Source organism: Veillonella sp. ICM51a (assembly GCF_000524355.1).
In the GTDB taxonomy this organism is placed as follows: Bacteria; Bacillota; Negativicutes; order Veillonellales; family Veillonellaceae; genus Veillonella; species Veillonella atypica.
Genome location: NZ_JAPX01000030.1, coordinates 16563 through 30475 on the forward strand (window position 1 = coordinate 16563; position 13913 = coordinate 30475).

Genomic DNA, 13913 nt, shown 5'->3' on the forward strand with positions numbered 1-13913 from the left:
ATCAATTTACAGTGGACTTTGGTATACTGTGTATAGACACTAAATTCTATAGAATTTGAATTTTATATGAATATTGAAATGGAATTAACTTTCACAAGGCTTATATATAATGATTATAGAGGTTGTGAAACATCAAGTGATATGAGAAGGAGTACAAAAGCTATGGAGATGAATGGTAGCGTTATTGATCAACAACGTTTAGATCAGGCTAGACTTGAAGCAAATGGCATGTATAGCAGCCAATTTGAAAAAGATGCCTGTGGTATGGGTTTTGTCGTAAATATTAAGGGCAAAAAATCCCATGATATCATCGATGATGGCTTGCGTATTTTAGAGCGTCTTGAGCATCGTGGTGGTGCTGGTGCAGATAAGGATACAGGCGATGGTGCTGGTATCTTGGTACAAATCCCACATGAATTTTTTAAACGTGAATGCGAAGTGTTGGGCATTAGTTTACCTGCAGCAGGCGAATATGGTGTGGGCATGATTTTTGCGCATAAATATGAAAGTCTTCGCAATGAGCAAAAACGTATTTTTGAAGAAGTAGTACGCGAAGAGGGGCAAGTCGTTCTCGGTTGGCGTGAAGTGCCTGTAGATGGTACTAAAGTTGGTAAGGAAGCGGCTGCTATTCGTCCTTGGATGATCCAAATTCTCATTGGTAAAGGCCCTGATGTAACGAATAATGCGGAATTTGAACGTAAGTTATATGTTATCCGTAAATTGGCGGAAAAACGCATTATTCCATTGAGTAAGGAACTATCTAGCGACTTTTATATTGCATCTTTGTCCTCTAAAACAATTGTATATAAAGGTATGTTGACTCCTGGTCAATTGCGTGACTTCTACCTTGATTTGAGCGACCTTGATTTTACATCTGCATTGGCAATGGTTCACTCCCGTTTTAGTACGAACACATTCCCAAGCTGGGCTCGGGCGCATCCTAACCGTTTTTTAGTTCATAATGGTGAAATTAATACAATTCGCGGTAACGTAAACTGGATTAATGCTCGTGAAGGTAAAGCTGAGTCTCCATTGTTCCCTGATATTAAAAAGGTATTCCCTGTAGTAGATGATAGCGGTTCTGACTCTGCTATGTTCGATAACACATTGGAATTCTTGCACATGACAGGTCGTTCCTTGCCTCATGCGATTATGATGATGATTCCTGAACCTTGGGAACGCAATAAGCTCATGAGCCAAGAAAAACATGACTTCTACGAATTCAATAGCTTTATGATGGAACCATGGGATGGTCCTGCTGCTATGGGCTTCACTGATGGTACTGTTATCGGCGGTGTTCTCGACCGTAATGGCTTGCGTCCTGCTCGTTACTATGTAACAACAGATGACCGCGTTATCATGGCATCCGAAGTGGGCGTTGTGAATGAAAATGCGGAAAATATTCGCGCTAAAGGCCGTTTGGAACCAGGCAAAATGCTTCTTATCGATACGGCAGAACAACGTATCATTTCCGATGATGAAATTAAACAACGCATTGCAACTGAATTGCCATATGATGAATGGATAAAAGAACATGTTATTCATTTGTCTGAAATTACACAAGCTGATGAAAGCGATGTGCCAGCTGTAGAAGATTTATTTAGGCAACAACAAGCATTTGGCTATACTCAAGAAGATTTGGTACGCATGATTGTACCTATGGCAAAGGATGGTAAAGATCCTGTAGGTGCCATGGGTGCCGATGCGCCTTTGGCAATCCTCTCTGAAAAACCACAATTACTATACAACTACTTCAAGCAAATGTTCGCGCAAGTAACAAATCCTCCAATCGATTCGATTCGTGAAGAAATGGTTACATCTACACGCGTAATGCTTGGCAACTCCGGCAACTTAACAGATCCTAATAAGACTGGTACATATGCATTGTCTATGCGTACACCAATCCTTACAAACCAAGAATTGGCATCTATCAAAGCTCTTGCTTGCCGTCGTATGAAATCTGTGACATTGCCAATCCTCTTTGACCCATCTAAGGGTGTAGACGGAATGCGCGAAGCGCTTAAAGAGTTGTGTGAAAAAGCAGAAGAAGCAGCACGTACAGATCAAAACGTATTGATTTTATCTGACCGTGGTGTTGATGCGAACCATGCGCCAATTCCAGCACTTTTAGCTGTGGCAGCTGTTCATAATCATTTGATTCGCAAAGTATTGCGTACAGAAATTGGCTTGATTCTTGAATCTGGTGAACCTCGTGAGGTACATCATTTTTGTACATTGATCGGTTATGGTGTAACTGCTATCAACCCTTATTTGGCATTTGAAACAGTCAAAGACTTACATGCGCGCAAACGCCTTGGTGATATTACATTAGAAAAGGCGGAACAAAACTACATTAAGGCTGCCGTCGGTGGTATTATGAAGGTTATGTCCAAAATGGGTATTTCCACAGTGCGTTCCTATCATGGTGCTCAAATCTTTGAAGCATTAGGTCTTAACTCTGATTTCATTAAAAAATATTTCGTAAATACACCGACACGTATTGGTGGCATTGGTTTGTATGGTGTTACTACAGAAGCGTTGGCTCGTTTTGATCGAGCTTTCAAAAAAGACGAATCTGTTCTTGAACCAGGCGGTTGGTACGGCCCTGTAAAAGACGGGGAAGAACATTTATTCAACCCTAAAACAATTGATCTTTTACAAGAATCTCTTATCAACGGCGACTATGCTAAATATAAAGAATACTCTAAAGCTATCCGCAACGATTACCATGTAACATTGCGTTCCTTGATGGAATTGAACTATCCTGTAGGCGGCGGTATTCCTATTGAAGAGGTTGAACCTGAAGAATCCATCGTAAAACGTTTCAAAGCAGGCGCTATGAGTTATGGTGCCATCAGTAAAGAGGCGCATGAAACAATCGCTATTGCGATGAATCGTCTTGGCTCTACATCTAACTCCGGTGAAGGTGGCGAAGATTCTGCACGTTTTAAACCATTGCCTAATGGGGATAGCATGAACTCTGAAGTAAAACAAATTGCATCCGGTCGTTTCGGTGTAACTGCTAATTACTTGATTCATGCCAAAGAATTGCAAATCAAATGTGCACAAGGTGCTAAACCAGGTGAAGGTGGTCAATTACCAGGTAAAAAGGTATATCCTGAAATCGGTAAGGCTCGTCACTCCACACCAGGTGTAGAACTTGTTTCTCCTCCACCACATCATGATATTTACTCTATCGAAGACTTGGCGGAATTAATTTACGATTTGAAATGCGTCAATAAAGATGCTCGCATTTCCGTTAAATTGACTTCCGAAGCTGGCGTTGGTACAATCGCAGCTGGTGTGGCGAAAGCAAAAGCAGATAATATCTTGATTTCCGGTTATGACGGCGGTACAGGTGCGGCTGGTCGTACATCTGTAAAACATGCTGGTGTGCCTTGGGAACTTGGTTTATCTGAAACTCATCAAACATTGATGCTCAACCGTTTGCGTGACCGCGTTCAATTAGAGGTAGACTCTAAATTGATGACTGGTTTCGACGTAGCTGTTGCGGCTATGCTTGGTGCTGAGTTGTTTGGTTTCGGTACATTACCACTTGTAGCTGTAGGCTGTAAAATGGCTCGTGTATGTAACCTCAATACATGCCCTTATGGCGTGGCTACACAAGATGAAAAATTACGTGCTCGTTTCAACGGCAAACCTGAATATGTAGAAAACTTGATGATCTTCATTGCACGTGAATTGCGTGAAATCATGGCTCGCTTAGGCATCCGTTCCGTAGCTGAACTCGTTGGCCGTATCGATCTGGTTCGTCAAAAATCTCAAGACGATAACTTCAAATTGTCTCGTGTCGATTTGAAACGTATCTTGTTCCATCCATACATCGATGCGTCTGTTGGTCATATGCATACCATCGATCAAGATCATGAATTAGAACGCACATTGGATATGTCCAAACTCTTGCGTATGTGCCGTCCTGCTATCGAAGATCAAAAACCTATTCGCGCTAAATTGGCTATCAACAACATTAACCGTGTAGTAGGTACATTAGTTGGTTCTGAGGTAACACGTCGTTATGGTGAAAGCGGACTTCCAGATAACACAATTAAGTTGAACTTTGAAGGTTCTGCAGGTCAATCCTTTGGTGCTTTCATTCCAAAAGGCATGACATTAGAACTCGAAGGGGATGCGAATGACTACCTCGGTAAAGGTTTATCCGGCGGTACCATCGTTGTTTACCCTCCTAAGAAATCTATTTTTGAAGCTGATGAAAACATTCTTATCGGCAACGTTGCCTTCTATGGTGCTACATCTGGTAAATCCTATATCAATGGTGTAGCTGGTGAACGTTTCGCTGTTCGTAACAGTGGTATTACAGCTGTTGTGGAAGGTGTAGGCGACCATGGTTGTGAATACATGACAGGTGGCGAGGTTCTTGTACTCGGTAAAATTGGTCGTAACTTCGCAGCCGGTATGTCCGGTGGCTATGCGTACATCCTCGATTGCGATGAACGTTATGTAAATACTGGTCTTGTAGAATTACGTCCTGCTAATAATGATGACCTTAAACGAATCAAAGAATTAGTCGAACAACATGTATTGCATACTAATTCCACAAAAGGCCGTCATATCCTTGAAAACTGGAATAACTTTGCAAATAGATTTACTAAGGTTGTTCCTGTAGCATACGAAGAAATGCATGCTGCTATTGAACGATTCAAAGAACAAGGCTTGTCCTTAGAAGAAGCTCAATTGGCTGCATTTAAAGAAAAATATGCAAAATAAGTTCTAATCTAATATAACTTAGAGAGAATGTAATGTAGAATGCCTCTATAGTTTTGACTATAGAGGCATTTTCATGTATAATATTTGTATTGCAATATTGGATCATGGCAGTTCTCGGGCCCGTGCAATGGGGGCCTGTGAATCGTGTCAGGACTGAGAGGTAGCAGCACTAAGCGGTAACCTTCATGTGCCACGGGGAACCCGGGGGCTGTCGTGATCGAATATTGCAAGGCGGCCTTGGGGGCCGCTTTTTTTATTCTATTATTGAAGCTAAAACGGGTATTAGTTACATGCAAAGAGGACGTGAAAGGACGCCCTCTTTTTTGTGTAATATGGTATAATAAAGTATTGCTAATTACGGACTGTTTACAGGGAAAAGGGGGTGTTCCTATGGCATATATGGCGCTATATCGTAAGTATCGTCCGCAGACGTTTACCGATGTGGTTGGGCAACATCAGGTATCAGATACGTTGATGCGCGCTATTCGCGAGGATAAGGTGGCTCATGCGTATCTATTTGCCGGCCCGCGCGGGACTGGTAAGACAAGTATGGCTAAGATTTTTGCACGTGCCATTAATTGTGAACATGGCCCTACCGACCATCCTTGTAATGAATGTAGCGTATGTAAATCGATTTTGAGTGGTCAGTCTATGGACGTCCTCGAAATTGATGCGGCGTCGAATCGTGGTATCGATGAGATTCGTGCTTTACGTGAAAGCGTAAAGTTTATGCCTGTAGAGGGGCGTAAAAAGGTATTCATCATCGACGAAGCCCATATGCTTACCAATGAAGCGTGGAATGCCCTATTAAAGACGATAGAGGAACCACCAGATCACGTGATGTTCATCTTTGCGACCACTGAGATTGAAAAACTGCCTGTTACCATCGTATCTCGTTGCCAACGATATACATTTAGACGTATCACATCTGATGATATTGCACAGCGGTTACAATATGTTGCGGATAAAGAAGGCTTTGCCTTAGAAGATAATGCAGCACGTCTCATCGCGGTTCATGCGGATGGTGGCTTGCGCGATGCGTTAAGTATTCTCGATCAATGTGTGGGCATGGCCAGTGGCGAGATTACACCGGCCGTTGTAGAGGAACTCATTGGCCTCGTTAGTAAGGACTGGATTATTAAATTCCTATCTGCCTTGCATAATGGAGATGGCCCAGCTGTATTGAAATATATTCAAAATGCACTCAGTGAAGGGCGTGATGGGGCTCAAATTATGGAGGCCCTTACGCAACACTTACGGGCTCTATTGATTGCTAAGGTCGCTCCTGATGCGGAGGAATTAAAGGTATATGATTCGTTCCGCACTGAATTCTTAGAACAAGCAAAAGACATTGAGTTTGGTACCATCAATCAATATATTAAACAGTTACAATCCATCATGAGCGATGCGAAACAGGTAGATAATCCACGCACGGTTATTGAAATGGGCCTATTGGTTTTATGTGCAGGCGTATCCAAGGCTCATGACGATGTGGAGGACCGTTTGGCTGCATTAGAACAGTCTGAACGCGAGTCACGTGAAGGCGTACTCAATCGGCTGGCCAAATTGGAACAACAAGGTCCACCGATGGCGGCGCCATCTATTAATTTTGTGGCTACACCTAATGCATCAAGATCAAATGTGGTAGATGATGATTTCATTCCACCGCCTATGGAGGAATACGAATCTGTTACGATTCATGAGGTGCCAACAAATTATAAGCCTTCACCTATTGTAGCGGAATCGAAACCTAGCGGTAGTAATCAAACGGCTACTATAGGTTTGACGCCGCCACCTATGCATGGTGTTGGTATGACTCCACCACCGATGAAGAATTCTGGTGCAGTACAACCTAAGACTGGTACGTCTCGAACGACGAGACATACGGGCCGTCAGAAGAATACAGGTATTAGCCAAGTCGCTGTTATCGGTGAAACCATGGTGGACTCTGGGGAATATAGAACCATTCAGACTACTGTGATAAAATATCTAAAGGACAGCGATAAGGGATTAGCATATAATATTATTGGTCAAGGCCAAGTTATTTATGTAGATCGTGAAAAAGCAGTAGTAGCTTTTAAAAAGGGAATATCTCTTACATTGGCTACTAATGAAGCAAATCGCAAGGAAATTGCATTAGCGTTCCAATATGCGTTGGGCTATTCCGTGTCTTTAGAGATTGTCGATATAGAGACAGATGTTTATAAAGAATATATGATGGCTAGCGGAGCGCGGTCCAATCGAGCTGTACAGCCTAAGAGGCCACAGCCTACACCGGTTGTTGAGGCCCCGCTACCACCGGTAGAAACAGACTTACTTGATAATGGTGAAACAATATCCTCTACGCCTATAGCGAATCAGGATACTGAAGAGAAGTCTGGAGCTACTATACAATCTGAAACCCAAGATGTATCTGGTGGTGTAAAACCGCCAGAGCCTATAAGCTCCGAAGCTCGCAATAATGCTAGAGAGGCTGCGTTAGCTGCTCTTAAAGCAAGAGGTATAAAACCACCGAGCAGTAAGGGAGATGAGGATTCATCTGCTAAGAAAAAGACGGCTCATGATGACGGTGGTATACCCGTTATGAGTTTAGACGGAACACAGGTAATGACCGATGATGGTGAAGTTATCAATCGGCCTATGGATAGCGGTGCCACCGTGGAGGTAGAAGCCGTCCCAAAGCGTGAATACCAGTGGGACCCTGAACATATGGGCGTTGAAGAACAACAAAACCCACTGTTGGCTAAAACATTAGAGAAACTTTCAGAAGACCATGACATTTATGTAGAGGTCATAGAAGAGTAAATTGCAATTTTCAGTATATAGTTAATTTATTTTGCAAGGACTTTCATAGTCCTATAAGGAGGAAATACAATGTTCGGTAAAGGTATGGGCAATATGGCAGGCATGATGAAAAAAGTTCAAAAAATGCAAGCTGACATGAAAAAAATGCAAGAAGAGTTAAAAACACGTACGGTAGAAGCATCCGTAGGTGGCGGTGCTGTTACCGTTGTTATGAATGGCGAAAAGATGATTGAATCTTTGAAGTTGAATCCGTCCGCAGTTGATCCTGAAGATGTGGAAATGCTTGAAGATTTGGTAATGGCTGCTGTTAATGAAGCAAGCAAAAAAGTAGATGACCTATTGTCTCAAGAAATGGGCAAGGTAACAGGTGGTCTTAACTTGCCAACAGGTTTATTCTAAATGACAAACGCATTAGAACGGCTCGTAGAACAGTTGCGCAGATTGCCAGGCATTGGATCAAAATCTGCCCGTCGCTTGGCATACCATCTTGTGGAAATGCCGCAAGAAGAGGTGGACCGATTGGTCAATACCATTGTTGAAGCTAAAGGGGCAACCCGCCATTGTTCTATCTGTTTTAATCTATCTGCGCAGGACCCTTGTGAATTTTGCTCTAATCCTAATCGGGATCAAACCACGATTATGGTGGTTGAAACGTCTCGTGATGTGATTGCCATTGAACGCAGCGGTGATTACAAGGGGCTCTACCATGTCTTAGAGGGGGCGTTGTCACCTTTAGAGGGCATCGGTGCTGAAGACATTCGCGTTAAAGAGCTGATTGCTCGTTTGCGTGATGGTGTCGTACAAGAGGTTATTCTCGCAACGGACCCTGATGTAGAAGGGGAGGCGACGGCCTTATATTTGGCACGTCTACTAGCGCCGACTGGCATCAAGGTAACGCGTATTGCCCGCGGTGTTCCTGTAGGTGGAGATATCGAATATGCCGATGAATTGACCTTGGGCGGTGCCGTTGTAAACCGCCAGGAGATGAAAGGATAATATGAACGTATTACTCGCGCCATTATTGGCAGCGCCTATGACTGAGGCGATTATATCTGTATTGGTCATTGTTATCGCCTTGAAACTTGCTTTTTTTACTATTAAAAAGGTAGCTCTAAATGTAGTATTAGGCATTGTGACATACATGGTATGTATCTATGTATTGCATATACCAATGGATATTGGCTTTGGTGTGTGGGCTTTGACCGTACTATTTGGCCCCATTCCGATGGTACTGGCCGCTCTATACTACGGCTTATAAAATAAGGAGAGGATATCATGGTTATCAATAGCGAACAACAACGCGTCATCGATGAACTAGATAGAAATATCCTCTTGTTGGCGTCCGCTGGGACGGGAAAAACGAATACACTGGCTTATCGAGTGGCCCATATTATTGAAAGTGGCCGCTGCGAGGCGCATCAGATTTTGTGCATGACCTTTACAAATAAGGCAGCACAAGAGATGAAGTTGCGCATCGAATCCCTCGTTGGCCAACCTGCAAAGGCTGTGGAGATTAGTACGTTCCACAGCTTTTGTTTTTACGTTCTTCAACAAGAGGGCAAACGAGATGAGTCGCTCTATACAGATGTGACCATATTTGATGAAGAGGATTGTAAAGAACTATATTTGCCATATAAACCGAGAAATATGCGGGATATGAACTTTGCTAGCCTTATAAGCATGGTAAAGGAATATCGCTCTGTGTATGAATTCTATTCTGAATCGTTGATAGATGATTACAAACGAACGATACAACGTTTAGAGCGGGAGCAATCTAAGCAAATAGAGAAATTATTTTACAATTACAATACTCTTGCTACTGAGGACTTGTCGGACTTTTGGGCTCATGGTCATGAATGGATTGCTCGTTATGATGAAAGTTTACAATCTGTTCACGGCGTTGATTTTACTGATTTAATCTGTGGTGTGCATCGACTATTTCAAAATCCAGATATTCGAGAACGGTGGCGTAGTCACTATCAATATATTTCCGTTGATGAAATGCAAGATACGGGCTCATTAGAATATAAGGTTATGGAAATGCTATGGGAAGGCAATCACGTTCTTTTATGTGGCGACTATTTCCAAACTATCTACGAATGGCGCGGCTCAGATCCGTTCTGTTTATTAGAGGCATTTACCCGTGATTTTAATCCTCTAAAAATCATATTCTATAAAAACTATCGCTCTAATCGCACTTTGTTTACAATGGCTTTTAAAACATTGCAGAACATGTTTCCTCAACTCGTTGGAACTGTGTACGATGAAATGCCAGAGGCTAACAGTGCTAGTGATGGGGCACCTGTCCTTGTGAAAGATTGTCGTAATGAATATACGGAATCAAAATTTATTTATGACCGTATTTGCGCGCTTCCAAAGAATGCATCTATCGGTGTGTTGGTTCGCGATAATCGCAAGGCACAGCGTTTAAGTGAACAGTTTGAACGATATAATCAAGACAAGCCAGAATCTGAACGTCGTCCGTTTATGATTATTGATGAATATAAATTCTTCCGCCGTCAGGAAATCAAGGATATCATGGCGTACTTTAAGCTCTTGATGAATCCTAATGATGCGGTTAGTGCGAAACGCATTATTAAACGCTATGTATCGGGCATTGGCGACGCGCGTATTCGCGATATTGAAAGTCCAAAAAATCGCAGTGTAGGGCTAAAATTGACGGATTTTATGGATATGCCTATCTTTGAAGCTGAGCCATATGCCAAATTGGTAGCTGGTCTTGAGGTGGGGGAAGTGGTGGTGTACGATGTAGAAAGCACCGGTACTGATACGACACAAGATAGAATTATACAAATTGCGGCAATGCGCATTGATAAAGATGGCAATGAAATAGAACGGTTTGAACGGTTTATCAATCCTGGTAAATCGGTAGGTACCTCTCAACTCGTTCATGGCTTTACGGATGCATATTTAGCAGAGCATGGTGAAAGTCCAAAGGTCGTACTGGAGGCTTTCAAAGAATTTTCTAACAATCGTATCATTGTAGGCCATAATGTAAATTATGATATTAGTATTTTGAGCCACGAATTAGCGCGCCATAATTTAGGCGAGCCTCAATTTAAGGCCGTATATGATACACTAGATATCTTTAGACGGTTCTATCCAACACTGGAAAATCATAAGTTAGGATTTTTGTCAAAATATTTTCCTATCAATCATACGCCTACCCATAATGCGATGGATGATATTATCGCTACGGGCCAATTATTAATCTACGCAGTCCGTGAAAATATTATGCCCACAACGACGGATCGCATGGTAGCCATTAATCAATATAAGGCGGCTTTCACAACGATTGCGTCTCAAATGGCAACCTTGCGCAGAAAGATGCATACCGATAATCCTACGGAATTATTGGCCTATATTATGAATCAAATGGGCGTACTAGACTATTATAAGAGTCATGGCGAAATGGCCAAGGTTGAACATATACGAGATTTGTATCGTATTATGGAATCATTAGATAAGGAATATGAAGGTACAACGGGATTAGCTCGTCTCAATCATATTTTGCAATTAGCTGCCTTGACGGCTGGTGAGCCACAACAGATGAGTAAACAATCTAAGATACCGATTATTACGGTTCATCAAGCAAAGGGTAGTGAGTTTGACCATGTATTTTTGGCAGGTATGAATCAAGGGACCTTTCCTAGTTTTATGTCCTTACGCGAGGGCAATGAGGATGAAGAAAAACGCTTGTTCTATGTGGCCATTACGCGACCAAAACAGGAGCTGGTTATTACCTATACCAATGAATCACAACGGGGCCAAGGCACAGCGCCAAGTGCATTTCTTGATTATATGCCAAGGGATGTAAAACTCGTAGAAAGGAGTATGTAATGGCACGAAAAACGCATAGACCAGATGATATTTTTTGGTCAGTTACTACCCAGGATATAGAATCCATACAACATGCAACTACAGATGCTATAACATTAGGGCAACTGTTAGATACTAAATATCCAAGAAAAGCGATGGTAAAGTTATTTGATGAGAAATTAATCCATGTAAATGGTCACAAAGCAACACCTCATACAGAGGTTGCCGTAGATGATGAAATTTGGATAGCTATGGCCAAAGAGAAGATTGATCATGAGCCAATTGCAATGGATTTACATATTCTCTATGAAGATGACGATTTGCTCATTGTGGATAAGCCTGCCGGTGTTACGGTAAACTCAAAAGATCAAGTATCCCTTGCTAATGGCATTGCCCATTATTTTATGGAACATGGTATTAAGCGAAAAGTACGTTTTTTGAACCGTCTTGACCGCGATACAACAGGCTGTATTGTAATTGCTAAAAGCGGTCTAGCCCAAAGCTTATATCAACAACAAATGGATGATAACACATTTGAAAAGTGGTACATGGCTATTGTTGAAGGCCTTGTCGAATCAGATTCGGATTCGTTGGTGCTTCCTATGGATAGAAGTATTGATGGCATTCATTACGAAGTAAATTCTAAGGGGAAAGAAACACGGACTGATTTTACCGTTTTACACCGATATCCGGATGGGGCTGTGGATAACTCTGTGCATAACCTACAAAATATTGTGGATATATCCCATGAAAATGTGGACAGCACAGTGAATACTGTGGATAAACAGGGTGGAATTGTGGATAATTCTGTGCATAACTTAGAAAATCAGCCTTGTACAGCAGTGGCAGTTCGCTTATATACAGGTAAAACACATCAAATTCGAGTGGCCTTCAGTCATATAGGTCATCCTTTGTTAGGGGATACATTGTATGGGGCGAAATCTACGGGAGAACCATTTGCACTACGTGCAATGAAGGTTGTTTTTACACATATGCGTTCTGGAGACCGTATAACCGTTCAAGCTTAATTAGAATGGGCATTCAGTAGTAGAATGAGTTCTTAACTATATAAAAGTTTCTAATTGAGAAATGAGAATGACTGATAAGTTCAGTAAAATCAATGGATTTCGTGAAAATATATTGAAAATTATAGTGACAAATGATAATCCATAAGCTATAATACAAATAAACGTACACATATAAATTATTTAATATTGTACATATAGTATGTAAGAGGTGTAATAGTATGATTTTACAAGATAATAGTGCTGAACGTAATCGGGGTATTACGCTCGCCAGTATCAAGGGCATTATAGGCAATGTGGTGCTTGTCATTTTTAAGATGATAATAGGATTGGCATCGAATTCCATCGCCATAATCCTTGATGCAGTAAATAACTTAACAGACGTTCTTTCGTCGGTGTTGACGATTGTCGGTACAAAACTGGCTGCAAAAGGGGCCGATAAGGAACATCCATTTGGACATGGCCGTATAGAATATATGACTACCATGGCTATTGCTTTCATCATTCTCGGTGCAGGCATTGGGTCCCTTAAGGAGTCGATAGATAAAATTCTTCATCCAGAGGTATCCACATTTGATATTCCAAGCCTTGCTATCATCGCTGTTGCTATCGTTGTAAAGGTTGTGATGGGGCGATACATTAAGTCTCAAGGTGAGAAATATAAATCTGATGCCCTCGTAGCGTCTGGTATTGATGCTCTTTTTGATGCGGTGATTACCTTTGCTACATTGGTGTCTGCAGGCCTCGTATATTTCTTCAATGTAGATATTCAAGGCTATGTAGGGGCTTTAATTTCGCTATTAATTTTGAAAGCAGCCTATGAGATCTTACGGGATATGTATAATCATTTGCTTGGTGTTCGGGCCGATGATGATCTTATTCGAAACATCAAAGAAACTATCGCGCAACATCCAAATGTAGGCGGTGTATATGACCTAGTGCTAAATAGCTATGGACCAGGTGAAGTGATTGGTTCTGTTCATATTTCGTTGCCAGATACGATGACAGTGGGTGAGGTCCATCCGTTAACTAAAGGAATCGCAGTTCATCTTTATAAAAAGTTTGGCATTAATATGACTGTCGGCGTATACGCAGAAAATCAACCAAGCGTAGAAGTTCTTGAAATCAAAAAAGCGCTTGATCAAGTTATCAGTTTGTATACTAATGTAGTCCAACTCCATGCTTTCTACGTACGAGAAGATAAAAAGATTATCTATTATGATATTATCTTTAACTTTGACGAAGAAGATCCACATGGTACATTAGAAAAGATTAAGGCGGAACTTCATAATCGTTATCCAGATTATACACAATTTGCTATTGTGGATACGGATTTTAGTAATTAGTTTTATATAAAGAATAACCGATATGTATCCTTGTATGAGGAACATATCGGTTATTTTTATGGGGCTGGATCGTCACTTGATAAATACATTATTTATGCCTATAATAAATTGTATAAAATATAGTTAGTCATATATTATATATAGTATGGAG

Annotated in this window: 8 protein-coding genes and 1 other RNA gene; all 9 read left to right on the forward strand. The window is 41.5% G+C overall.

The annotated features are described in order from the left end of the window. Positions 1 to 162 precede the first annotated feature (162 nt). Positions 163 to 4746 carry a glutamate synthase large subunit gene (gene gltB / locus HMPREF1504_RS04960; RefSeq protein ID WP_038123937.1) on the forward strand — a complete coding sequence of 1528 codons (4584 nt, stop codon included), beginning with the start codon at positions 163 to 165 and terminating at the stop codon, positions 4744 to 4746. 111 nt (positions 4747 to 4857) lie between these two features. Continuing rightward, positions 4858 to 4957: signal recognition particle sRNA small type (gene ffs / locus HMPREF1504_RS10210), an RNA gene on the forward strand. Positions 4958 to 5136: 179 nt separating this feature from the next. Further along, positions 5137 to 7551 carry a DNA polymerase III subunit gamma/tau gene (gene dnaX, locus HMPREF1504_RS04965; protein ID WP_038123940.1) on the forward strand — a complete coding sequence of 805 codons (2415 nt, stop codon included), beginning with the start codon at positions 5137 to 5139 and terminating at the stop codon, positions 7549 to 7551. Between the two features lie 69 nt (positions 7552 to 7620). Beyond that, a complete protein-coding gene (locus HMPREF1504_RS04970) occupies positions 7621 to 7950 on the forward strand; it encodes a YbaB/EbfC family nucleoid-associated protein (protein ID WP_005377304.1) in 330 nt (109 codons plus the stop codon). Then, positions 7951 to 8547, forward strand: coding sequence for a recombination mediator RecR (gene recR, locus HMPREF1504_RS04975; RefSeq protein ID WP_005384103.1), 597 nt, complete (start codon positions 7951 to 7953; stop codon positions 8545 to 8547). Between the two features lies 1 nt (position 8548). After that, positions 8549 to 8809, forward strand: a complete 261-nt coding sequence (locus HMPREF1504_RS04980; protein WP_038123946.1) for a hypothetical protein — start codon at positions 8549 to 8551, stop codon at positions 8807 to 8809. Positions 8810 to 8826: 17 nt separating this feature from the next. Next, positions 8827 to 11412 (forward strand): 3'-5' exonuclease, encoded by a 2586-nt coding sequence (locus HMPREF1504_RS04985; protein WP_038123947.1) that lies wholly within the window; start codon positions 8827 to 8829, stop codon positions 11410 to 11412. Beyond that, positions 11412 to 12419, forward strand: coding sequence for an RluA family pseudouridine synthase (locus HMPREF1504_RS04990; RefSeq protein ID WP_005379585.1), 1008 nt, complete (start codon positions 11412 to 11414; stop codon positions 12417 to 12419). The genes HMPREF1504_RS04985 and HMPREF1504_RS04990 overlap by 1 nt, the downstream gene beginning before the upstream one ends. Before the next feature lie 218 nt (positions 12420 to 12637). Beyond that, positions 12638 to 13762: a cation diffusion facilitator family transporter gene (locus tag HMPREF1504_RS04995; RefSeq protein ID WP_005379649.1), complete on the forward strand. Its 1125-nt coding sequence runs from the start codon at positions 12638 to 12640 to the stop codon at positions 13760 to 13762. The last annotated feature ends 151 nt before the right edge of the window (positions 13763 to 13913 follow it).

Bases quoted from the DNA above. Each gene is read 5' to 3' on its own strand.
- recR (WP_005384103.1), top strand. From the start codon at position 7,951: ATGACAAACGCATTAGAACGGCTCGTAGAACAGTTGCGCAGATTGCCA.
- dnaX (WP_038123940.1), top strand. From the start codon at position 5,137: ATGGCATATATGGCGCTATATCGTAAGTATCGTCCGCAGACGTTTACC.
- HMPREF1504_RS04980 (WP_038123946.1), top strand. From the start codon at position 8,549: ATGAACGTATTACTCGCGCCATTATTGGCAGCGCCTATGACTGAGGCG.
- gltB (WP_038123937.1), top strand. From the start codon at position 163: ATGGAGATGAATGGTAGCGTTATTGATCAACAACGTTTAGATCAGGCT.
- HMPREF1504_RS04990 (WP_005379585.1), top strand. From the start codon at position 11,412: ATGGCACGAAAAACGCATAGACCAGATGATATTTTTTGGTCAGTTACT.
- HMPREF1504_RS04995 (WP_005379649.1), top strand. From the start codon at position 12,638: ATGATTTTACAAGATAATAGTGCTGAACGTAATCGGGGTATTACGCTC.
- HMPREF1504_RS04985 (WP_038123947.1), top strand. From the start codon at position 8,827: ATGGTTATCAATAGCGAACAACAACGCGTCATCGATGAACTAGATAGA.
- HMPREF1504_RS04970 (WP_005377304.1), top strand. From the start codon at position 7,621: ATGTTCGGTAAAGGTATGGGCAATATGGCAGGCATGATGAAAAAAGTT.